The sequence below is a fragment of the Paenibacillus stellifer genome, from assembly GCF_000758685.1.
Lineage (GTDB): Bacteria > Bacillota > Bacilli > Paenibacillales > Paenibacillaceae > Paenibacillus_AQ > Paenibacillus_AQ stellifer.
The window spans coordinates 3,843,010-3,862,832 of record NZ_CP009286.1; the positions used below are offsets into that span (position 1 = coordinate 3,843,010).

Annotated in this window: 23 protein-coding genes; 5 read left to right on the top strand and 18 right to left on the bottom strand. The window is 54.1% G+C overall.

Annotated elements, in window-relative coordinates:
* Window positions 1-175: 175 nt before the first annotated feature.
* The 4 genes from PSTEL_RS17790 to PSTEL_RS17805 all read right to left on the bottom strand — a co-directional run bounded on the left by PSTEL_RS17790 (window position 176) and on the right by PSTEL_RS17805 (window position 5,655).
* A complete protein-coding gene (locus PSTEL_RS17790; protein WP_052098633.1) occupies window positions 176-1,363 on the bottom strand; it encodes a DUF4349 domain-containing protein in 1,188 nt (395 codons plus the stop codon).
* Between the two features lie 121 nt (window positions 1,364-1,484).
* A complete protein-coding gene (gene metE, locus PSTEL_RS17795; RefSeq protein WP_281176718.1) occupies window positions 1,485-3,776 on the bottom strand; it encodes a 5-methyltetrahydropteroyltriglutamate--homocysteine S-methyltransferase in 2,292 nt (763 codons plus the stop codon).
* Window positions 3,777-4,086: 310 nt separating this feature from the next.
* Complete coding sequence (locus PSTEL_RS17800; RefSeq protein WP_038697374.1) at window positions 4,087-4,968, bottom strand: undecaprenyl-diphosphate phosphatase; 882 nt, start codon at window positions 4,966-4,968, stop codon at window positions 4,087-4,089.
* A gap of 60 nt (window positions 4,969-5,028) precedes the next feature.
* Window positions 5,029-5,655 (bottom strand): DedA family protein, encoded by a 627-nt coding sequence (locus PSTEL_RS17805; protein ID WP_038697376.1) that lies wholly within the window; start codon window positions 5,653-5,655, stop codon window positions 5,029-5,031.
* A 221-nt stretch (window positions 5,656-5,876) separates the two neighbouring features.
* Here PSTEL_RS17805 and PSTEL_RS17810 point away from each other — a divergent pair, with 221 nt between their 5' ends.
* Window positions 5,877-6,698, top strand: a complete 822-nt coding sequence (locus PSTEL_RS17810; RefSeq protein WP_038697378.1) for a serine/threonine protein kinase — start codon at window positions 5,877-5,879, stop codon at window positions 6,696-6,698.
* 238 nt (window positions 6,699-6,936) lie between these two features.
* Here the strand turns inward: PSTEL_RS17810 and PSTEL_RS17815 are convergent, their stop codons facing one another.
* Together PSTEL_RS17815 and PSTEL_RS17820 are read right to left on the bottom strand one after the other, a co-directional pair.
* Complete coding sequence (locus tag PSTEL_RS17815; RefSeq protein ID WP_052098635.1) at window positions 6,937-7,620, bottom strand: YitT family protein; 684 nt, start codon at window positions 7,618-7,620, stop codon at window positions 6,937-6,939.
* Window positions 7,621-7,939: 319 nt separating this feature from the next.
* Window positions 7,940-8,434: a Crp/Fnr family transcriptional regulator gene (locus PSTEL_RS17820; protein ID WP_038697380.1), complete on the bottom strand. Its 495-nt coding sequence runs from the start codon at window positions 8,432-8,434 to the stop codon at window positions 7,940-7,942.
* 156 nt (window positions 8,435-8,590) lie between these two features.
* On the opposite strand from PSTEL_RS17820, the gene PSTEL_RS17825 reads away from it, so the two are divergent.
* Window positions 8,591-8,827 carry a hypothetical protein gene (locus PSTEL_RS17825; protein WP_038697382.1) on the top strand — a complete coding sequence of 79 codons (237 nt, stop codon included), beginning with the start codon at window positions 8,591-8,593 and terminating at the stop codon, window positions 8,825-8,827.
* 76 nt (window positions 8,828-8,903) lie between these two features.
* On the opposite strand, the gene PSTEL_RS17830 is transcribed toward PSTEL_RS17825, so the two are convergent.
* On the bottom strand, window positions 8,904-9,416 hold the full coding sequence (locus tag PSTEL_RS17830; RefSeq protein ID WP_038697384.1) for a general stress protein: 513 nt from the start codon (window positions 9,414-9,416) through the stop codon (window positions 8,904-8,906).
* A gap of 194 nt (window positions 9,417-9,610) precedes the next feature.
* Here PSTEL_RS17830 and PSTEL_RS17835 point away from each other — a divergent pair, with 194 nt between their 5' ends.
* Window positions 9,611-10,696, top strand: coding sequence for an AI-2E family transporter (locus PSTEL_RS17835; protein ID WP_342666513.1), 1,086 nt, complete (start codon window positions 9,611-9,613; stop codon window positions 10,694-10,696).
* 130 nt (window positions 10,697-10,826) lie between these two features.
* Here PSTEL_RS17835 and PSTEL_RS17840 read toward each other — a convergent pair whose 3' ends face one another.
* The 3 genes from PSTEL_RS17840 to rnhA all read right to left on the bottom strand — a co-directional run bounded on the left by PSTEL_RS17840 (window position 10,827) and on the right by rnhA (window position 12,655).
* A complete protein-coding gene (locus PSTEL_RS17840) occupies window positions 10,827-11,231 on the bottom strand; it encodes a hypothetical protein (protein ID WP_038697389.1) in 405 nt (134 codons plus the stop codon).
* Between the two features lie 30 nt (window positions 11,232-11,261).
* Window positions 11,262-11,927 carry a uracil-DNA glycosylase gene (locus PSTEL_RS17845; protein WP_038701192.1) on the bottom strand — a complete coding sequence of 222 codons (666 nt, stop codon included), beginning with the start codon at window positions 11,925-11,927 and terminating at the stop codon, window positions 11,262-11,264.
* A gap of 74 nt (window positions 11,928-12,001) precedes the next feature.
* Complete coding sequence (gene rnhA / locus PSTEL_RS17850) at window positions 12,002-12,655, bottom strand: ribonuclease H (RefSeq protein WP_038697391.1); 654 nt, start codon at window positions 12,653-12,655, stop codon at window positions 12,002-12,004.
* A 408-nt stretch (window positions 12,656-13,063) separates the two neighbouring features.
* On the opposite strand from rnhA, the gene PSTEL_RS17855 reads away from it, so the two are divergent.
* Both PSTEL_RS17855 and PSTEL_RS17860 read left to right on the top strand, forming a co-directional pair.
* On the top strand, window positions 13,064-13,351 hold the full coding sequence (locus tag PSTEL_RS17855) for a hypothetical protein (protein WP_038697393.1): 288 nt from the start codon (window positions 13,064-13,066) through the stop codon (window positions 13,349-13,351).
* A 241-nt stretch (window positions 13,352-13,592) separates the two neighbouring features.
* On the top strand, window positions 13,593-13,802 hold the full coding sequence (locus tag PSTEL_RS17860) for a hypothetical protein (RefSeq protein ID WP_038697395.1): 210 nt from the start codon (window positions 13,593-13,595) through the stop codon (window positions 13,800-13,802).
* 60 nt (window positions 13,803-13,862) lie between these two features.
* On the opposite strand, the gene PSTEL_RS17865 is transcribed toward PSTEL_RS17860, so the two are convergent.
* From PSTEL_RS17865 to PSTEL_RS17905, 8 genes are all read right to left on the bottom strand, one after another.
* Entirely contained in the window at window positions 13,863-14,318 is a 456-nt protein-coding gene (locus PSTEL_RS17865; RefSeq protein WP_038697397.1) for a GNAT family N-acetyltransferase, read from the bottom strand.
* 15 nt (window positions 14,319-14,333) lie between these two features.
* Complete coding sequence (locus tag PSTEL_RS26395; RefSeq protein WP_052098637.1) at window positions 14,334-15,206, bottom strand: GNAT family N-acetyltransferase; 873 nt, start codon at window positions 15,204-15,206, stop codon at window positions 14,334-14,336.
* Window positions 15,203-15,997 carry a class I SAM-dependent methyltransferase gene (locus PSTEL_RS17880; RefSeq protein WP_038697399.1) on the bottom strand — a complete coding sequence of 265 codons (795 nt, stop codon included), beginning with the start codon at window positions 15,995-15,997 and terminating at the stop codon, window positions 15,203-15,205. The genes PSTEL_RS26395 and PSTEL_RS17880 overlap by 4 nt, the downstream gene beginning before the upstream one ends.
* A 33-nt stretch (window positions 15,998-16,030) precedes the next feature.
* A complete protein-coding gene (locus tag PSTEL_RS17885; protein ID WP_052098639.1) occupies window positions 16,031-16,465 on the bottom strand; it encodes a GNAT family N-acetyltransferase in 435 nt (144 codons plus the stop codon).
* Window positions 16,462-17,133, bottom strand: coding sequence for an HAD family hydrolase (locus PSTEL_RS17890; protein WP_052098641.1), 672 nt, complete (start codon window positions 17,131-17,133; stop codon window positions 16,462-16,464). Before PSTEL_RS17890 ends, PSTEL_RS17885 begins: the two co-directional genes overlap by 4 nt.
* Window positions 17,123-17,788 (bottom strand): HAD family hydrolase, encoded by a 666-nt coding sequence (locus PSTEL_RS17895; RefSeq protein ID WP_038697401.1) that lies wholly within the window; start codon window positions 17,786-17,788, stop codon window positions 17,123-17,125. The genes PSTEL_RS17890 and PSTEL_RS17895 overlap by 11 nt, the downstream gene beginning before the upstream one ends.
* A 269-nt stretch (window positions 17,789-18,057) precedes the next feature.
* Complete coding sequence (locus PSTEL_RS17900; RefSeq protein ID WP_038697403.1) at window positions 18,058-18,813, bottom strand: YdcF family protein; 756 nt, start codon at window positions 18,811-18,813, stop codon at window positions 18,058-18,060.
* A 35-nt stretch (window positions 18,814-18,848) separates the two neighbouring features.
* On the bottom strand, window positions 18,849-19,685 hold the full coding sequence (locus tag PSTEL_RS17905; protein WP_245624979.1) for a phosphotransferase family protein: 837 nt from the start codon (window positions 19,683-19,685) through the stop codon (window positions 18,849-18,851).
* Window positions 19,686-19,823 lie beyond the last annotated feature (138 nt).

A 19,823-nucleotide genomic window follows, 5' to 3' on the forward strand; every position in this document is an offset into this window, starting at 1 on the left:
CGTGAATACCAGTCAAAGAGTAGATTGATCGTGCAAGTCTTTAGATTGCTAGGCAGCGATATCGCTGCGATAAAATGGAAAAGGCATTACCATGAGCATGTCCTGTAAAGGACGCCCGTGATAATGCCCTGATTGCATATTTTCATTTCACGCTGCTGTTACTTGTTCATTCGAGTTACTTGTTCTCCGGCGACTCTCCAGCCGTCTCATCATCCCCGCTCTTAATAGAGGAGGATGGCTCGTGATCCGCCTTAATCGCTGTTCCATTCCCCCCGCTGGCCGCATTCCGGTAAAATCCGGACTCATGGCGGCTCCTGCCTCCCTTGCGAAGATACGACCGCCGCCGCCACAGGAAGAGAATCAGAAGGACAGCCGCCGCCGCAAGCAGCGGCAGCGCGCCAGCCAGCACGACGAACACCCACTGAAGCATTACGCCAAGCGCGTTCAATGTGCCGCGAAGCGCGTCGCCGGCTCTAACAAGCAGCGGTTCATCCTCGTGTTTTTGCAAATTCTGAGCGTCTTCTCCCGGTTCATAGAGCCTCAGCTCCACTGTGGAATACAGCACGTTCTGATCGATATAGCGCATCCGGCCCTTGACCTGCTCGATCTCTTCCTGAACCTGGCTCAGTTCGCTGGCGAAAGAGACGAGATCAGAGGCTTTGGTCGCTTTTTTCATAAACTCGACATACTGGGATTCCAGCACTTGCTTCGCTTTCAGGCGAGCCTCCAGATCCACATATTCCTCCGATACATCCTGCCCCTCGATGCTGCGCTGAATCGCCTTATGCTCGATCTTGTCCAGACTGTCCAGGAAGGAGGAGAAGCCGCTCGCCGGGACTTTCAGCACAAAAGTGCCGCCCTGTTCGGCATTGGTTACCGTCTCGGTGAACCCGATGATATAGCCCCCGGCCAGGTTGACGCGGTTCCGGACATCGCTCTGCGCTTTCTCGTAGCTCTCCACTTCCATGTTCAGGTTCGCATGGTAGATGAGCTTCTTGTTCAGCCCGGCTGCCGTGTCATTTGCGGTGAAACCGCCTGCGGCCGTATTGCCCTCAGTCGATCCTTCGACAGCTCCACCGCTGCTGCCGCCTGCTAGTGCGGCTCCCTTCTCAGCCGGAGCCGCCGCTTCATTGGCGGTTGAGCTCCCATCCTCGCTGGAGACGCCTGCCATGGGAGCCTCTGTGTCGCTTTTCACGACACCTCTGTCCATAGATGTCGAGGTCACCGACTTTTGCTTGGTTTCCACAGCCGAATCGGACCGATCTGCATCTCCTGCGGAATTCCCCGCGCTGCAGCCGGCAATCACCGCCGCCAGCACGAGCAGACAAGCCAGCATGCTCAACAGCCTGTACATTGTCTTCATTCTTCATCTCCCCCTGTATCTGTACATCCGGATTTGACCTCCAGACGTTTCCAGACATGGGGAGGTTGCACCATCCGCCGCTTTTTTGAGGAAATCTTATTTATTCAGGGATTACGTGCGTTTAAGCCCCCGTCTTGCGTCTCGCAGATACCGCAGCCTCGGTCATGTTGCGCAGCGCGGCCTCGGTCTCCTTCCAGCCGCGGGTCTTGAGCCCGCAGTCAGGATTGATCCAGAATTGCTCCGGCTCGAGCACCCGCAGCGCCCTGTCGATGGCGGTCTCCATCTCCAGAACCGAAGGAACGCGCGGACTGTGGATATCGTAGACGCCAAGACCAATTCCTTTGTCGTAATGCATGCTCTCGAAGCTTTCAATCAGCTCGCCGTGACTGCGGGAAGTCTCGATGGAGATGACGTCGGCATCCATGTCGGAGATGGAGCCGATCATTTCACCGAACTCGCAGTAGCACATATGCGTATGGATTTGGGTTGTCGGGCGGACAAGGCCAGTGGAAATCCGGAACGCCCGAACCGCCCAGTCCAGATAAGCCTCCTGGTCGGAAGCTTTCAGCGGAAGCCCCTCGCGGACCGCCGGCTCGTCGACCTGAATCATCTCGATCCCGGCGCTCTCCAGGGCAAGAATCTCCTGCCGGAGAGCAAGGGCGATCTGGAGGGCCACCTGCTCGCGGCTGAGATCGTCGCGGACGAAGGACCAGTTCAGAATCGTGACGGGACCGGTCAGCATGCCTTTGACGGGACGCTGGGTCAGGGACTGCGCATAGACCGTCTCCTTGACCGTCATCGGTTCGGTAAAGGCCACATCCGCATAGATTACCGGCGGCTTGACGCAGCGTGAGCCGTAAGACTGCACCCATCCGCCTTCCGTGAAGAGGAAGCCGTCCAGCTTCTCGCCGAAGAACTCGACCATGTCGGTCCGCTCGAACTCGCCGTGCACGAGCACATCCAGTCCCGCCGATTCCTGGAAGGCGATCGCCGACTCAATCTCCTTGCGGATGAAGCTGTCATACTGCTCCTGGTTCCACTCGCCCCGCCGCCACTTCAGCCGGGCCTGCCGGACCTCTGGCGTCTGCGGGAAGCTGCCAATGGTCGTCGTCGGCAGAAGCGGCAGGTCCCACTTGACCCGCTGAAGACGCGCACGCTCGGCATATGCCGTGCTCCGGCGGTCCGGCAGCTCCGCAAGCCCGCGCGTAAGCTCCGCCACGTCCGCGCGGCTGCGCTCCGGCAGCGCACGGAACGCAGCCAGCGCGGCGTTCGCTTCCGAGAGTGCTTCGCCGGCCGCCTCCCGGCCTTCCCGCAGCGCCAGCTTCAGCAGCGCCAGCTCCTCAAGCTTCTCGTCGGCGAAGGCCAGCGCGCCCCGCACCTCCGGCTTCAGCTTACGCTCGCCGCGTACGCTAACGGGGACGTGCAGAAGGCTGCAGGACGGCTGAAGAATCAGGCTGTCTCCCGGAACCAGCGCCGCCAGCTCTTCAGCCAGCGAGAGCTTGGCCTCCGGATCGCAGCGCCAGATGCCGCGCCCGTCGATGATGCCGGCCCACAGCGACTTGCCGGCCGGCCATTCCAGCTGGCGCAGCGCCTCCAGATTGGCGCCGCCGTCATGCACGAAATCCAGACCGAAGCCGCTGACCGGCAGCTTCAGAATATCCCCAAGCGGCTCGGCCGCTTCGAAGTATGTTTGCAGCAGGATGGAGAGCCCAGGTGCGGCCGTGCTCAGCTCGCCGTATATTTCCTCCAGCAGCTTGAGATGCTCCTGCGGAAATCCGGTGGCAAGCGCCGGCTCATCAAGCTGGACCCAGGTTGCCCCTTCTTCCGCCAGCTCTTTCAGCACTTGAACGTATACCGGCAGGAAGCGGCGCACGACGCTTTCGAATTCCTGCGCGGCATACCCTTTGGACAGTCTCACGAGGGTATAGGGGCCGACGAGAACAGGCTTGCCGGCAATCCCCAATCGGGACTTGGCGAACCGGTACGCTTCAAGCGGCTTGTTCCACACAAGCCGGGGAGCCGTCTCCCCGATCTCCGGCACAATATAGTGATAGTTGGTATTGAACCATTTCGTCATTTCGCAGGCCGTCGCATTCTCTCCGCCCCGGGCCATGGCGAAGTACAGATCCAGCCCTTCCTTGCCGTTCTCCTTCCGGAAACGCGGAGGCACTACATCGAACATGAAGGCCGTATCGAGCACATGATCGTAATAACTGAAATCCCCGACCGGGACGAAGTCCAAACCGGCGTCACGCTGCGTACGCAGATGACTCTCCTGAATGGCGCTCAGCTCTTCCTCCAGCTTCTCGCGGCTGATGCGTCCCGCCCAATAGGCTTCCAGCGCCTTCTTCCATTCCCGGCTGCCGCCGATTCTCGGATATCCGAGACTGCTTGTCCGAACATTAATCGTCATCCTTCGTATCCCCCTGTCTTGTTGTAACCCCATGTGCCATGCCTCAATTCCGGTAACGAGTCCTGCAACCCCATATAACCATTATCGTTGTTATATGAATTATTCAGAATCATCAGTATCCGCTGCACAGCCTTCGTACCCGAAGAAGCAAATAAAAAGCGTCTCCCCCGTGACGGGAAAGACGCAGCTAACGTTGCCGGCATCTTCCATTCGCCTACCCGGAATTCGGTATGCCTTAATGTTAAGGCAAGACCTGAATGTCCCGCAATAGGTTGAAGAGCCTCCAGTTATATCGAAACCTGATAACCGGCTAAAAGAAAATAATATAGACAAGTCCAGCCAGCAAAATCCGGTAAATCGCAAATGGCAGCAGCTTGATACGGTTAATCAGCTTCAGGAAGAAGCGCATGGACAAGAGAGCGAACACGAATGCGCTGATAAAACCGGCGATGAAGAAAGGCAGCGCGTCCATTGTGAAGTACTGCCAATTCTTCATGAGGGAGATCAAGCTGGCTCCGGCCATAATCGGCACCGCCATGATGAAGGTGAAATCAGCAGCAGCCCGATGGCTCATGCCAAGCATAATGCCGCCGGAGATTGTCGAACCGGACCGGGAGAATCCAGGCCACAGCGAGAAGCACTGGATCAGGCCCATCCCAAGCGCTTGACCGTATGTAATCTGGTCAACATTCTCCGTCCTGGGCTTCCTTCTGGCAGAGAACCGGTCCGCGATAATCATGAATATGGCGCCTACCACAAGGCCGATCAGCACCGTTGCCGTGGAGAAAAGGTAATTATCGATATAGTCCTCGAACAGAAATCCGAGAATGCCGGCAGGAATCAGTCCGACGATAACCTGGCCGAGGGTCAGATGCCCGCCGCCTTCCGTCCGCTTCTGAACCGCCGCTCCTCCAGCTATGATGCGGTCCGGCTCCATTGCCTTACGGCTGAACCGTCTGAGCCCCAGCAGATCAATAAACCGGTTCCTGAAAATGACGACGACCGCCAATATGGAGCCCAGCTGAATGACAACTTTGAAGGTATTGGCCGTGTATTTTCCCAGGAACTCCTGAGACTTCAGCCACATGTCATCAACGATGATCATATGGCCTGTGGACGAAACCGGAGCGAATTCGGTCAGCCCCTCAACAATTCCCAGTACAATCGCCTTGATAATAGCGAACCAATCCAAATTCCCGCCTCCTTCAATTCCTTGAATTATTGGGTACAATGTTATGAATGAAAGCAGATTTTACTGCTTAGATTCCTTCAGCTTCAGTCTTCGTCTGCGGAAAAACATCCAGCCGATCACGGCAGCTCCGCCAGCCAGCAGGGCATAAATAATGTTGGAGTACATGTCCATGTAAGCGCCGATCTCATGCCAGGATTCTCCCAGTGCGGCGCCGATCAGAACAAGCAGAACATTCCAGGCCAGACTGCCGATGGCGGTCAATATCAGAAAGGGACTCAGCTTCATTCCCGACATCCCGGCAGGAACGGAAATGAGACTGCGGATCAGCGGTATCATCCGGCAGAACAGGACAGTCCAGTAGCCGTACCGGTCAAACCAGGCATCAGCCCGGCGTACATCCTCTTTCTTCACCCGCAGAAGGCGGCCGTATTTCTCGACAAGACGCTCCATCCGTTCAACACTCATCATGCGGCCGATCGCATATAGAATAATGGCGCCGAGCACTGAGCCCAGGGTGGCAGATAGAACAACTCCGGATATCGTCAGATGGGAGGTGGTGGTCATGAACCCGCCGAAAGGAAGGATCACTTCGGATGGAATGGGCGGAAACACATTTTCCAGCGCCAGCAGCAAAAAGATGCCGATATACCCGAACTGCTCCATGAAATCGGTAATCCACGTTTTCATCAAATTCCTCCAAATTCAAGATTTTTTCCATTATACCGTAGCTTAAACGCCATCCGCAATTTCTGAAACTTGCAGCTTCCATTTTCAGGTGAACATACCTAACGCAGATATGCCGTTGTTCCTATTCCGTTAGCTGTCAATACTTGCTTCTGCCCGGGGTCCATATGTCATAATGAACATAAAGATTCGAAGAGATGTTAGAGTTGAGGGAGGAACTTGCATTGTTTGAACGGTTGCGGGCGTTTGTCGCCGCCTGGAGAGACTATCCGCTGGAGCCGGGAGCGCTCATCGGTGGACGATATGAAGTGATCTCGCGCCTCGGACTCGGCAGCTACGGCCTCACTTACCGCTGTCTGGACCGGGAATCCAAGCGAGAGGTGGCCGTGAAGCAGGCTAAGCCCAGCAAAAAGGATATCGGATATACGATGCTGCTTCGCGAGCGGGACGTTCTTCTGCGACTGGATCATCCCCGCATCCCCTCCTGCAGGGACTTTATTGAGGATAAAGGCTCGGTCTGGCTCGTTACCGACTATATCTACGGCTCCACGTTCGAGCAGCTGATCTTCGATGAAGGCTCCGTCTTCGGAGAGAAAGAGACGCTGGGCTTCATCCTGAGGCTGATGGATGTCGTCGGCTATATCCACGAAAAGGGAATCGCCCATCTAGACCTGCGCATTCCCAATATCATCGCGAAGGGCGAAGAGCTGTACGTGATTGATTTCGGGCTTGCCCGTCCGTTTGTTGAAGCATCGGATCAAGCGGACCAGAATTTCCTGCGGGACCCGGACCCTGACGGACTTCCGGCGCGCATGCCGGCCTCCATCTCCTCGGATTTGCATGACATCGGCCATTTGATGCTCTTCATGCTGTATTCCGGCTTCTCGCCGCAGCGGGGCCAGCAGGAACGAAGCTGGACGGAAGAACTGCCGTTATCTCCAGCCATGCGGGGACTTCTGCTTCGGCTGTTGGATCATCCTGAAAGCTACCAGGATACCGGAGAATTGATCGATGAGCTGCGGACAGTGCTAACTCAAGTGTCATAGAGCAGTCATTCAGGGCATTGGACTCCCGGCATGATTCCGAGCGTGAACCCCGAACATGAAACTCGAACATGAAACTCGAACGTGAGTTCCGAATATGAATCCCGAGCGGCAAAAAAATAACCCCGCAGCGCGGGGCTTGGCATTTCAGCAATAGTCCAATCCTAAAGGAGTCAACGGATCGTAACCGTACTTCAATCATACAAAAGGGCCAGCCGTTTCACGGCTGACCCTATACCTGTTACAGCTTGCCCGCGGCGGCAGCTTCGTTCCGGCCGGCGAGACCCGAGCGGGTCTGCGGCTTCTTGAGCTTCTTCGGCTTGCCGAAGGAGGTCATGAACGTTATGACCTGGCCGGCCACAATGACCGCCATTGCGGTATACATCGTCTCTCTCAGCGGCATATACAGCAGCGAGAGCAGCAGAACGAGGATATCCATCAGGATAAATACCGTTCCCACCTTGATTCCCTTCCATTCGCTGATCAGCAGGGAGAGGATATCGTCTCCGCCGCTTGCCGCGCCGCAGCGCAGCACGAGCCCTGCGCCAAGTCCCGTCAGGAGACCGGACAGCAGCGCGGCAAGCGCCAGATTCCCGTGAAAATCCAACGTGAATGTCGAGTAACGTTCCATCCAGGCGTAGAATATTGTGAACGCACTGGAAGAGATAAACGTATTGCAGACAAACCCTTTGCCTTTAAGCAGCAGCGCCACCAGGAGAACCGGCAGATCCAGCAGCAAAACGGTGATGGAGGGCGACAGGCCGAGCACATACTTGCCGAGAAGCGACAAGCCCACGAACCCGCCTTCGGTGAGATGATTCTGATAATTGATGTGATAATAAGCAAAGCTGAGTACAAACGTTCCGAACAAATTAATGATTAACTGAAGCGGCCAATTTCCAGTTCCGCTGTCTTGATTCCTCATACCTATTCCCCTTATCGTAAATGGCGGCTAAACGTCCCACCAACCCTCTACGACGGGGTGAACCGGGCAAATCTTAGTCCTTCGCATTCCCATTCCCTTCCTTCGTAGAGGCGGTTTGGCGTCTATGGTCAGTACGCACCTTCTACGAGGAAGCTAAGTATAAGATAGATCACAACGTTTCCAAATCGTCCTTTGGGGATTCGTCCTTCGGGGACACATGGTATCCTGATCCTTTCTCTTATGTTTTGATTACCACCTAATTATACCACGAATACGCCGAAGCCTAAACAGGCAGACAAGTTTTTCCAGAAAAAAATATTCAGCTCCGCAGCAGCCGGTTGACCGTTTCACGCCGCACGCCGATCAGCTGGCCGATCTCTTCCTGGGTAAGCAGCTCGGTCAGCGGCGTCTTCTGCGAGTATGTCTCCATCCATTCGGTCAACAGGCGCAGCCGTTCGGCCGGCGAACCGGCCGTCAGATGGTCGATCCGGGTCTGCATGAACCGGAGCTTCTCCTGGAGGAGCAGCGCCACCTCCATCGCCTTGCGCGGCTCCTCCTCCAGCTTGCGGTACCACTCCTTGGCCGGAATCCGCTCCACCTCGCTGGTCATAAGCGCGGTAGCCGTGCCATGCGTCTCCTTGGGAGAGATCAGCGAATGATGGGGCACGATTTCCCCCGGGTATAAAATATTAAACAGGACGATATTCCCATTCTCATGCAGCCTTGTCACTTTGAACAATCCGCTCTTGATCTCATATAAATACCGCCCGTCATCACCCTGATGGAACAAAGCTTCTCCCTTGTGTATGATCATGCTCCCCATTCTCCTTCTTACCGATATGCAGTCAGCCTCAGTATACGGGATCGGTGCCGCTTGGCTCAAGGCATGAAATCCCTCATCCGCCTGTTCCCCATCAGCGGAGGGAGACATATGCTATAGCATACGAATGAGCAAAGCGGGTGAGAGAAGGTGGCGAATAAAAAAAACGGCCCCCGGCAAGACGAACTGTCAGCCGAAGACTATGCCATTCTAGGAGCGGCCTTTTCCGCTCTGGGCGACTTCTTTGCCCTGCTGTCCCTGATCAAGCAGCGGGAAGCCACGCAATCCGGGGACAGCGGCAATAGCGGAACCGTAATTGTGCCCGGCATCGGCTCCGGTCTCATTGCGGGAGGCGCCCCTTCCCGGACGAATGGCCGACGGAGATAGGAGATCAGAGCCTGCTTCGGCGCCCGCAGGTTCACTCAGCCAACCGGGCGGAGGTGATTCCCGGAAGAATGTTAGCCTAAGCGCCGGTATGCCCCGGCATAATTCCTTGGACGGCTTCAAGCGGGACAGGCTGATGACGTTCGAAGAGTCCGGTCACTTGATCTGCCTCCTCCCGGTCAACCTCTGCGATGAGGATGATCCGGTCCTTCTCCACATGCATCGCGCAGGCTTCGGCATCCTCCTCCGGAATACCGATGCCTACGAGTCCGGTGACGAGGCCGTCCTCAGCCGGATCATCCCCGAATTCCGCCCCGCTCAGCTTGGCAGCCGCCGGTCCAGCCGTTACCACCGTCTCCGGGAGCATGTTCAGGCCGATCGCAATATCCTTCGCCGTTCCGAACAGCCCTCTGCCTCCCAGGGCCTCCCTCGGTTTGGACAAGCCGCCGTTCCGGCTGATTTCAGCGACTGCGCTTCTGTCCTTGGCGATGACCGAGATTCGTCCGGCTTTGATTCCATGCCGCTTCAGCTCCTGGACAGTCCGTGAAGCATCGCTTTTATGGCCAAATATGCCGACTACGAGATGCGTCATGTTTTTTCCTCCTGAACGCTGTAGGATCGATTCCAATTATATGCACCATTTAACGCCGAAACTGCGTATTGAATCGTGCTGGAAGGTTCAGGGGTCAAGCTGGCTGAATCAGCGCCCTCCAATTCGGTTATTAACATAAGACGAACGCCATTCAATACATACCCGTTTGCTTATGATATTCTTAAATTTGGGAGGTGCCCTTATTGCTGCAAAACAAATTTTTCCGCACGACGCTCGGCATTATTTTTATCCTGCTTATTTTGTATCTGGGGGAAAAGGTCTCGGTGCTCTTCTCTCCGGTCGGCCGGATTGTTAACCTGCTGCTCGTGCCCTTCATGTTCGCCGGCTTCTTCTATTATCTGCTTCGGCCGCTCGTCAATTACCTGGAGAGGCGGAAGCTGAAGCGTCCGCTCGCGATTCTGCTTATTTACCTTGTTTTTCTCGCGCTGTTCGCCATATTCTGGGTGGCCGTATGGCCAACGCTTCAGGAACAGATCCAGAACTTCATCAACAATGCGCCTTTTATCGTTCAGGATATTCAGTTCCAGTTCAATAAGCTGAGCGATAATCCGGTAATCGGCCGGTATCTGGGCGGCGAGTCGGATCTGACTGCAAGACTGTACCAATATTTGCAAAATGCCGTCACCTGGGTGACAAATTCGATGAGCAACCTGATTACCGTGATCTCAAACATTGTCGTCGTCATTGCCACACTGCCGATTCTGCTGTATTACATGCTGAAGGACAGCCATAAGCTGCCCCGTATCCTCCTTGGTCTCGTTCCGCGCAAATACCGCAAAGAGGGCCAGGAGATGCTGGCGGATATCGATTCAGCGCTCAGCAGCTTCATTACAACACGAGTGCTTCTGAATGTGATCCTTGGTGCCTTGCTGTATATCGGCTTTCTCATCATCGGACTGCCGTATGCGCTGCTGCTGGCGCTCGTCTCGATCCCGCTGAACTTTATTCCGTACATCGGCGCCATTCTGTCCGCCATTCCCATACTGGCAGTAGGGTTTATCGAATCGCCAATGACCGCACTATGGTCTCTCATTATCATCGTGGTCGCCCAGCAGATTCAGGATAATCTCCTTACACCGATCATCACCGGCAAAACGCTGGATATTCATCCGATGACCACCGTGATTCTGGTTCTTGTCGGCGGCGAATTCTACGGCATTATCGGCGTGCTCATCGCACTGCCCGTCTATATGACGATCAAGATCATTTTTCTTAAGGTATACGAGATTGCGATTGTCGGGAAGATGGACGAGTATTAATTTGCCCAGATTGCCGTCTTATTTCTCCCGAGCCTGCTCCATAATAACGAAAAGCCCGCAGACAAACCTGCGGGCTTTCGACTCAATTGCGGTATTTTTCGCCTGAGCTCCGGCAGATGCAGGTGCTAGCCTAGCCCCGTAAGGACCGGACGACGAACAGATGCGTGGACTTCACCAAGGTTCGGCCATCTTCAAGCGTGACCGAGCCCTTCGTATGCGACACCAGCGTCGTGTTCAACGCAATCAGCCGGTCGCCCTTCCACACCGTGACGGCAGATTTGAAATAGACGGCGTTATCGAATTGCAGCCTGTCTTTCATAATATACCCCACGGAATGCAGAACGGGCGGAAGAGCGCGCTCCTTCGGAGCCAGCGCCTTGATAACGGCAATGTTGCGGATCGGAATGCCGGTCTCCTGGTGACCGACCACAATCCGCCCGGCGGCGGCGTCCCACTTGCGCAGAACACCTCTCAATGTTACGTAAGGAGGCTCTCCCAGGTATACGATTACGGGTTTGCCCAGCCAATGTCTCATTTCATCAGCCTCCTGTTCTTGTCCGCCCTGCTAATTCGGGATATTCCAGTTGATCGGGGCAAGTCCGTGCCCTTGGAGAAATTCATTGGTTCTTGAGAATGGACGGCTGCCGAAGAAGCCCCTGTGTGCCGAGAACGGGCTCGGATGCGGCGACTGGATCACCAGATGTCTTCTCTGGTCAATAAAAGCGCCCTTCTGCTGTGCGTGGCTGCCCCACAGAATGAACACAAGCGGCGTTTCCCTCTCATTCAGCTTCTCCATAACAGCGTCCGTAAATGTCTCCCAGCCGATTCCTTTATGCGAATTCGGATTACCTTCCCGCACGGTCAATACTGCATTTAGCAGCAGCACGCCCTGATCGGCCCAGTGTAGCAGCGAACCGTGATTCGGAGGATTAGCCCCGATATCGTCGGACAGCTCTGTATAAATATTCCGCAGCGAAGGCGGAATCCGCACACCCGGGCCCACCGAGAAGCTAAGCCCATGGGCTTGTCCGGGACCGTGATAAGGGTCCTGTCCGAGAATGACAACCCTTGTCCCCATATAAGAGCAGCGTTTCATTGCCGTGAAGAGCAGCTCTTTTGGCGGATAGACCGAATGCTCCTTATATTCACGCGCGAGTGTGTAACGCAGGTTCTGAAAATAGGTTTTTTGCGTCTCATCCTGCAATACGTTATCCCAATCATTATCGAAAATCATCCTGTTCCCCTCCGCTCTCCTCGCCTGCCGGCCTGTATGCTATAAATTCCGATAGAAGACGCAGCGGCCGATTATTTCCGTCCGTAATCCGCCTTGATCTCTCCCCATTCCCGCGTCTGCCACTTCAGCACCTTGTTGCTGTATGAATGGGTATGCAGCCAATTGACGGCACGGTCCACCATGCCCCAAATCTCCAGCGTCGATTGGTCCCTGGGCAAGGTCGTGGACACCTTCTTCTCTCTTACCCATTTGATGGCATTCACCGAGTCGCTGTAGACGGTTCGGGTGCTTCCCTCTTTCTGAAGCAGCGCAAGCGCGTGTACGATGGCGAGAAATTCCCCCAGATTATTCGTGCCCTTGTTAATCGGCCCGCAGGAGAAGATCGTTTCACCTGTTCGGGTATCTACACCTTTATATTCGACAGGACCGGGGTTACCCCTTGTTCCCACATCAACCGAAATGCTGTCGTAATCGATGGAGCTTGTCTCGCCGGAGGAAGCCGCCGCTTTCGTTCTGCCTCCGCCAGTGCTCCCCTTCGCTGCTGCCGAACTGCCCCAATTGCCCTTCCAGCCCGCCCGAAACGCTTCTTCCGCGGCGGCCTTCGATTCATAGGATTTATATTTTGCTCCCGTGAACTGATCCGTCTGTTTTTTGCAATCGGCCCAGGTTGAATAAATTCCGGGTTTCCGGCCTTCCCATACTACATAATACTTCTGACCCGCCAATGCTGACTGCTCCCTTCCACTTCCATATTTATTTAGTGTAAAGGACAAATCCGAAGGACACAACCTTGAATGCCGATCTTCCGATATGAAGGATAATTCGACAAATCACCCGCCAATCACCATGTTTTCGCAATTAATGTCGAAATATAGCTGCAATCTTTCAGTTTTCGATAATTAAATTTTTAGGTAAACTGGGGAAGGCAATCGATTGAATTCGCAGGAAACACGAAAGGATTAAGGACTATGGGGCTATTTTGCAGCTTCGCAGTTTTCCGACAAAATCAACTCCTTCACGCTTCGGGGGCGTTCCGGTATCATACTGTATATACCAGTTCCGATGCACAGCCTGAAGGCTCGCCTGAACGGGCAACCTGGATGTGCTATCCATTTCGTTAGGAGGAACAGCCCATGATTCTCTTAATTCACAGTGTAAATACAGAAAAGCTGGAGCGTCTGTCATCTGAAGTCCAGAAGGTGAATGAGGAAGCCCGCCAGTCCTTTTATGAAATGTCCTCCGTCCGAAAGCCCTGCGGCAGCGGTTATGAATGGGAGGTCACCGTCTATGGCAGAAAGGTCAGTGTGAAATCGGAGGACATCTTCAAGCTCCAGAAAGAACGGCTGCATCTGAGCGTTCCCGAGATTTTCAAGGAAATTGTCGCCTGGAAATTGAAAACGCTTACTATATTAGAGTCCTAATTTTCTGTCTGCTCGGCTATACAACAGTGGCCCTTCCCGGCTTCGGGAAGGGCCGCTTCGCGTTTGATTGCGGTGAGCGGCTGTATATTTACTGCCATCATCTGTATTCTTTTTCAATCCTGTGACCGATGCGCCCGCCTATTGTAACTTTCCAAACACCATTGTATAATTTAGCAAATTAACGCGTCTGTGCGAACTGAAATCCAGCACGCGAATTGGAATCCAGCATAGGAGGGACACCATGCCTTATACACTTATGAAGAATGTCGAATTTTTTACCGCTGCTCTTTCACGCAAATATGTATTCGCTCTTCAGCTTGGACCGGACGGCATGTACTCCCGGGTCGGCACAGGGATTGTTGAAATGTTCTCCGATGATCTCGTCCGATTGAAGAACTTCGACGGAACGGCGACGCTCTACTCCAGAAACGATACGAAGTTTCAGCACTAAAGACCGCGATTGCGGTCTTTTTTGTTGGTTATAGTGCCAGTCCTCCGTCTTCTCTTCCGATTACACCCGTTCTTTCTCCAGATAGACCAGTGTCAGGTGTTCCGCCAGAGAATCCTTGCGAAACGGTCTATAGCCGAGCGAAGTATATAGCCTGATGTTATCCGTACTTTTCTCGCCCGCGAAGAGCTCATACCTTGCACAGTTATCAAATATCCGTTCAATCTCCTTCATAAGTGCGGTCCCGGTTCCCTTCCCCTGGCGGGCAGGATGGACAAACAGCTTGCCAATTTTGCAGCTCCCGTCCTGGTCATATGCCCTTACAGATCCGATAATGCTTCCCTCGGACACAGCTTTCAGAACGACCTGTCTCTCCAGGTCCTCTCTCATCTCGTCCAGCGTCTGGACCAGGGGCGGAATCGTATAATCCCCGTAGCGTTCACCCTCGCTCTGATAAGACAGAATCTGAAGCTGAAGAAGCTCCTCCGCATCGCTAACTTCCGCTCTTGTAATCGTCATTTGCAGCCCTCCCCCTTATATAAGATCCCGGTTCACCCATCTCATGCCCGGCGCTCCGGCCGGACGTTCCTCGAATCCGAACTTTTTGTAGAAGCCTGCTTTATCCGCAGCGGCAAATAATTGAACAAGCGGAATATCCCGTTCTGCGCAGCGTGCCAGGAGCCGCTTCAATATGCCGGAGCCTACGCTGCTTCCCTGATAATCCGGCAGGATAATGAGATCGCAGATCAACGCCTGCAGCACTCCATCCGATATGATCCGCCCCATACCGATCACCCGGCCGTCATGAACAGCGGTTATCGTGTACCAGCTATTCGATAGAGCCTCTTCAAGCACTGCGGGGCCCTTCTCCGCTATTCCTTGCCAACCCGCACTTTCGACCAAACTGGTGAATTCCATGCCAGAAGGCCGATGCTCACGGAAGATTACCGGGTTCAACTGCTTGACCATTACGATGCTTCTTCCGAAGCGCTCCGATTCCGAAATATGCTGTTCGATATAACCCATATTGGCATAGAAGTTCTGTGCCGTAATGCTGCTGGGGACCCACAGGGAATCAATTCCTCTGCTAAGCGCCATCTGCTCAAGCTTCCCAACGAGCATTCGCCCTATTCCCTGCCCATGATAACGGGCGTCAACAAATACGGTATATACCGTGTTCTCTTCAAGACTGGCTGTTCCGATTACGTGATCCTGGTCAACTGCAACCAGCATTTCACGGTTTTGGGCCAATCCGCTGATGTACTCAGGTGTGAATAACGAATGCATTTGCTGAATGACGGTATCCGGATAATCCAGGCTATTCACTTTCAACAGATTCTCGCGGATAAGCGCCGACAAGACCTCGCCGTCTTCTTCGGTATAATGACGAATTTGAACCGGGTTCATCCTCTCTCTCCCCTCCCCAGTTTGCGCGCGATCCACAGAGTCCACCGGTCCTGTTCCACGACAGGGTCTCTCTCTGGTAATTTTTTGCCAATATAAGCGACAAGCTCAAGAAGTTCATCATCGTTCAGCTCATGCAAAAGGGATCTTCCCGTCCGTCCTAACAGATCACGGCTAAGTTCTTGAAACTCCCTATAGGTTCTGCGTATTTCCCACAATGTAAATTCCTTCACTAAAGCCAGTCCGCTATTATTAATTGCATCTCTCACCATAGCTCCGGATGGACGCCGGCGAATGTCGAGCTCCAGCAACCGGGGAAATTTCTCGAAAAAATATCCTCGGATATGCTCCTGGCTTCTAGGCTGCAGACAATCATCTGGAGTACGATCCTGTACAATCAAGTAACCGCCCGGTTTCAATACCCGCTCCACCTCTCGAAAGCTGTCAACCGGATTCTGAAGATGATGGATTACAGCTCTTTCAAGGACGATGTCATAGCTCTCCCGCGCCATTCCCGTGTTGACAGCATCGCCCCATACGAACTCCACATTCCTGAGCCCTTCACAATTTTGTGCTGCGCCCTTCAGCATCTCTGCCGAAGAGTCCAATCCGGTAACCCGCCGTGCCCCGGCAGCTGCCATAGCTTTGGTGTAAATCCCGCCGCCGCAGCCTATATCCAGAATGGTTTTATCCCAAAAAGTTATGTAAGGTGCAAGGGCTTGAATCCATCCGTTATCCGCATCTCTCGATGCATAGGAATGCTGATTATCACGATCATGAAAATTGATGGGCATCCTCGTCCTCCCCCATTTTCTTATCCTCTCCGGCTAAAAGTGCTTGCGGAATCCCCGTACTTGTTCATCCCCGTAACCCAGCTGCTCATATAGCCGATGCGCTTCAGTTCGCTGCCTTCCCGACACCACAATAATGTAGGAACAGTCCCGACTTCTAGCAGCCTGCTCGATTTCCGCCATCAATCCCCGGGCAATGCCCCGTCTGCGGAACGACTCCGATACGATCACATTCTCGATAACCATAAAAGGACGGCAGCTGCCGACAAGATCCTGGCAGACGATTCCCATTAGGGAACCTGCCAGGACATTTTGTTCAAAAGCGCCGAGCAGGATGTAGGTTCCGGTACGCTCAATGCTTTCAAAGCTGCGGAGCAGCTTCCCATAATCGGTGGGAGTCCCCATCAACTCTTCATAAAGACTGCCTAGCCCGGGAAGATCCTCCCTGCTTATGCTCCGGATTTCGATCATGGCTGAAGCTCCACCGTCTTGGTCGGGTCGAAAAAATCATGTAGCTCCCGCACCGTCTTGAGACAATAAGTGGGACGGATCGCTTCCATCTCGTCAACGCTGCCATAGCCGTACAGCACGCCGATCGAGGCGATTCCGTTGTTATGGGCTCCGATAATATCATGCTTGCGGTCGCCGATCATAACAGTCTCTGCCGGGACAGGCCGATGTTGGTCCAGTATGAACCGGATTATCTCGGATTTGTCCGACATCGTCCCGTCAAGACCGCTGCCGACAACCGCCGAGAAGAAGGAATCAATGCCGAAATGCTTCAGAATCCGCTCTGCGAACACCTGCGGCTTGGAAGTGGCGACAATCAATACCGCTCCATTCTCTGCAAGATGAGCCAGAAGCTCGGGAATGCCGTCATACAGCTCATTTTCAAAAATCCCAGTGTCGGCAAAATACTCCCGGTAATTCCGTACCGCCTCCCACGCTTCCTCCTCTGTGAACCCGTAAAATTCGCGGAACGATGTGGCGAGCGGCGGGCCGATGAACGGCTCTAGCTCGTCCAGATTTTCTACGATGATGTTCGATTTGGACAGCGCATACTGAACGGACTTGGTGATCCCGATCTTGGGATCGGTCAATGTCCCGTCCAGATCAAACAGCACATGATTATACTTCAAGCTCCCGTCCCCCTGCAGGCAAAATGGTATAAATATCCCTTACGGAATGAATGATAGCGTCAGCTTCGGACAAGTCCTGACTTCCCGAATTCGGATTCAGAAAGCCGACACAGTTCATGCCCGCCGCTTTGGCGGCAGTTACTCCGTTTCGGGAATCCTCCAGCACCCAGCAGGATGATGGGCTTGCGCCCAGCTTGCTTGCCGTCTCCAGGTAAATATCCGGCGCCGGCTTTCCGGCGGGCACTTCCTCTCCGCTGATGATGCACTGGAAGACATCTCTCCACCCGAATTTAGCCAGCACGCCTTCAATAAATGAGCGTGGCGAAGAGGAGGCAAGCCCGATCGGCACCGATCGATTGCGCAAATAAGCAAGCAGCTCAGGAATGCCGTCAATCGGCTCCATCGGAGTATCACTGAGAAGTTTAAGCTTGCGGGCCAGCTGGTAATCGATCATTTCTTCCACCGTGTGCACCAATCCATGCTCCGCCTTGATGATGCTCCACATTTCCGGATTCGTCATGCCAACAAATTTCTCCAGGTAAGTTACATCCGGTGCAACTCCCAGATACCCCAGCGTTACCAAATCGACTTCAAAGTGCAGTGGCTCGCTGTCGAGAATAACACCGTCCATATCGAAGATAAATGCATTCATCATACTCAGTCTCCCGCCTTTCCCGGCATGTCATTTGATATGTTAAAAATTATACAAAAAGAGAGATCATTCCGGAAATGCAATGTAACACACCCCGGTAATCGAATGAAGGACGAATGATGTAAATAAGCGCAGCCTTCGGTGAATCCCGAAATAACAATCCCGCAATAAGACAATCTATGATAACGAGAAGTATGAGGTGTTCCGGGATTCGGCCGGGAACCAAAAAATGGAATGTCCCTCATGTGCCGCCAGACAGCAGCAGCTGATTCCTAAAAGGCCGCAGCCAGCGATCCCAGATATTCCTTAAGCACGGTGCTCACCTTACCGATTGCGTCTGCACTTGGAGCAAGCTTGCCTGGGTACCAAGCCGCAGCAGCAGACGAACTGGATTCGTAGGCGGTGGGATAAGGCTGCACCTCCATGCCCGCATGCTTGAATTCCGTTACCGCCCTTGCCATCTGAAAACCGGCAGTTACCAGCACCGCACGGCTGAGATCATGCTCTTTCATTAATTCCACCGAGTACTCGGCATTCTGCGCGGTGTTCAGCGACCGGTTCTCGATCAGAATATCCTCAGGCGCCACCCCCAGCCCAATCAGCTGCCGGCGGGCAATATCGCCCTCGTTGCCGCTATCCGCATACACCTTCCCGCCGCTGAACAGAATCGGCAGGCCGCTCTCGCGGTGCAGCCGTACCGCTGTGAGCAGCCGATTCGCGGCCGATCCTCCCATATTCCCCACACCGTCGACATCCGGAGTCCCCGTCACGGCTCCTCCGCCCAATACAACCAGAACATCGCCGGAAAGCTCCGAAGGCTGCGGATAACGGTTCTCCAGCGTACGCATCAGCGGGTCGGCGACGAGGGGCGTGGAGACCAGGTACAACATCAGGGTAATCGTGATCAGGAACGCAGCTGTGCCGCGCAGCTTCTTCCACAGCATCCACAGTGACAACAGCGCAAGAAAGACGATAATGATGCCCGGGGGCAACACGAAGCTGTATACAAACTTGATAAAATAGAGCATGATTATGCCGCCTCCTCTACATCTGCATGATAAGACTAATGATCCGGCGTGAGCCGTTCCCGGACTATCTTGGCAAGCTGTTCCTTCTCCGCTTCCGGAATTCCTTCCGACAGCCGGGCGGCAGCGACGGGCAGAAGCCACTCGTCGATTGAAGTGTAAGACAGACCCGAGGCTTTCAAATATTGACTTAAATAGGCCGATTTAAGCCTCCGCCTGCCCAGATTGATCAAGGAAGATATCGTGCGGGAAGTATTCTCCGGCATAGAGCCGATGCTTAAGAGCAGCAGGGTCCGCGCTGCATCCCCGGCGGGATGGCCGCATATGCCATTCATCCAGTCGACGATCCAGCTGCCGTCATTCACGATAACATTGTCCGGGTGAAAATCTCCGTGACACAGCGAATAGCCCGCAGGCAGCCGGTCCAGATGGTGCAGAGTCCGCTGCTTCTCTTCCGGCGTCAGCAGCGGAGCTGCTGATATATGATCGGCAAGCATGGGCTTCTGCTCTCTGAGCCCGCCGCCCTCGCGGGAATGAATCTCCGCATGCACCCAAGCAAGCGACTTGGCGCTGGCTGAGACAGCCCAGGGTTTGCCCTTAATCACGTCAAGCAAAGTAACTCCTGAAATATGCTGATAGACAAGCCCGATTCTCCCTTCGATCCGGACAATTTCATACGGCTTCGGGGTTCGGATGCCAAGTGAAAAGGCCAGACTGCTCGCAGCCCACTCCCGGTCGGCATCTTCCTCCGGAATTTCCGGCTGGTACAGCTTGACAACCTTGCCTTTCCCGTAGTCATGCACCGAAGCGGTCCGGCCTTGCCCCAGCAGCTTCAAAGCAGCGATATCCAGATCACTATTTTCAAGACGCTCCATCAATGATCTCCCCATTTCCAAAGCCTATAATCCTGCTGCTTCCGTTATTGTCATCTCTTGGTTAGTTCGATCATAACTGGACCAGTCGCTGTTGACAAGTAGCCGTAACCCGCACGGCAATTCAACAAAAACGGCAGC

Bases quoted from the DNA above. Each gene is read 5' to 3' on its own strand.
- PSTEL_RS17790 (WP_052098633.1), bottom strand. From the start codon at position 1,363: ATGAAGACAATGTACAGGCTGTTGAGCATGCTGGCTTGTCTGCTCGTG.
- metE (WP_281176718.1), bottom strand. From the start codon at position 3,776: ATGACGATTAATGTTCGGACAAGCAGTCTCGGATATCCGAGAATCGGC.
- PSTEL_RS17805 (WP_038697376.1), bottom strand. From the start codon at position 5,655: ATGAAAACGTGGATTACCGATTTCATGGAGCAGTTCGGGTATATCGGC.
- PSTEL_RS17815 (WP_052098635.1), bottom strand. From the start codon at position 7,620: ATGAGGAATCAAGACAGCGGAACTGGAAATTGGCCGCTTCAGTTAATC.
- PSTEL_RS17820 (WP_038697380.1), bottom strand. From the start codon at position 8,434: ATGATCATACACAAGGGAGAAGCTTTGTTCCATCAGGGTGATGACGGG.
- PSTEL_RS17830 (WP_038697384.1), bottom strand. From the start codon at position 9,416: ATGACGCATCTCGTAGTCGGCATATTTGGCCATAAAAGCGATGCTTCA.
- PSTEL_RS17840 (WP_038697389.1), bottom strand. From the start codon at position 11,231: ATGAGACATTGGCTGGGCAAACCCGTAATCGTATACCTGGGAGAGCCT.
- PSTEL_RS17855 (WP_038697393.1), top strand. From the start codon at position 13,064: ATGATTCTCTTAATTCACAGTGTAAATACAGAAAAGCTGGAGCGTCTG.
- PSTEL_RS17860 (WP_038697395.1), top strand. From the start codon at position 13,593: ATGCCTTATACACTTATGAAGAATGTCGAATTTTTTACCGCTGCTCTT.
- PSTEL_RS17865 (WP_038697397.1), bottom strand. From the start codon at position 14,318: ATGACGATTACAAGAGCGGAAGTTAGCGATGCGGAGGAGCTTCTTCAG.
- PSTEL_RS26395 (WP_052098637.1), bottom strand. From the start codon at position 15,206: ATGAACCCGGTTCAAATTCGTCATTATACCGAAGAAGACGGCGAGGTC.
- PSTEL_RS17880 (WP_038697399.1), bottom strand. From the start codon at position 15,997: ATGCCCATCAATTTTCATGATCGTGATAATCAGCATTCCTATGCATCG.
- PSTEL_RS17885 (WP_052098639.1), bottom strand. From the start codon at position 16,465: ATGATCGAAATCCGGAGCATAAGCAGGGAGGATCTTCCCGGGCTAGGC.
- PSTEL_RS17895 (WP_038697401.1), bottom strand. From the start codon at position 17,788: ATGATGAATGCATTTATCTTCGATATGGACGGTGTTATTCTCGACAGC.
- PSTEL_RS17900 (WP_038697403.1), bottom strand. From the start codon at position 18,813: ATGCTCTATTTTATCAAGTTTGTATACAGCTTCGTGTTGCCCCCGGGC.
- PSTEL_RS17905 (WP_245624979.1), bottom strand. From the start codon at position 19,685: ATGGAGCGTCTTGAAAATAGTGATCTGGATATCGCTGCTTTGAAGCTG.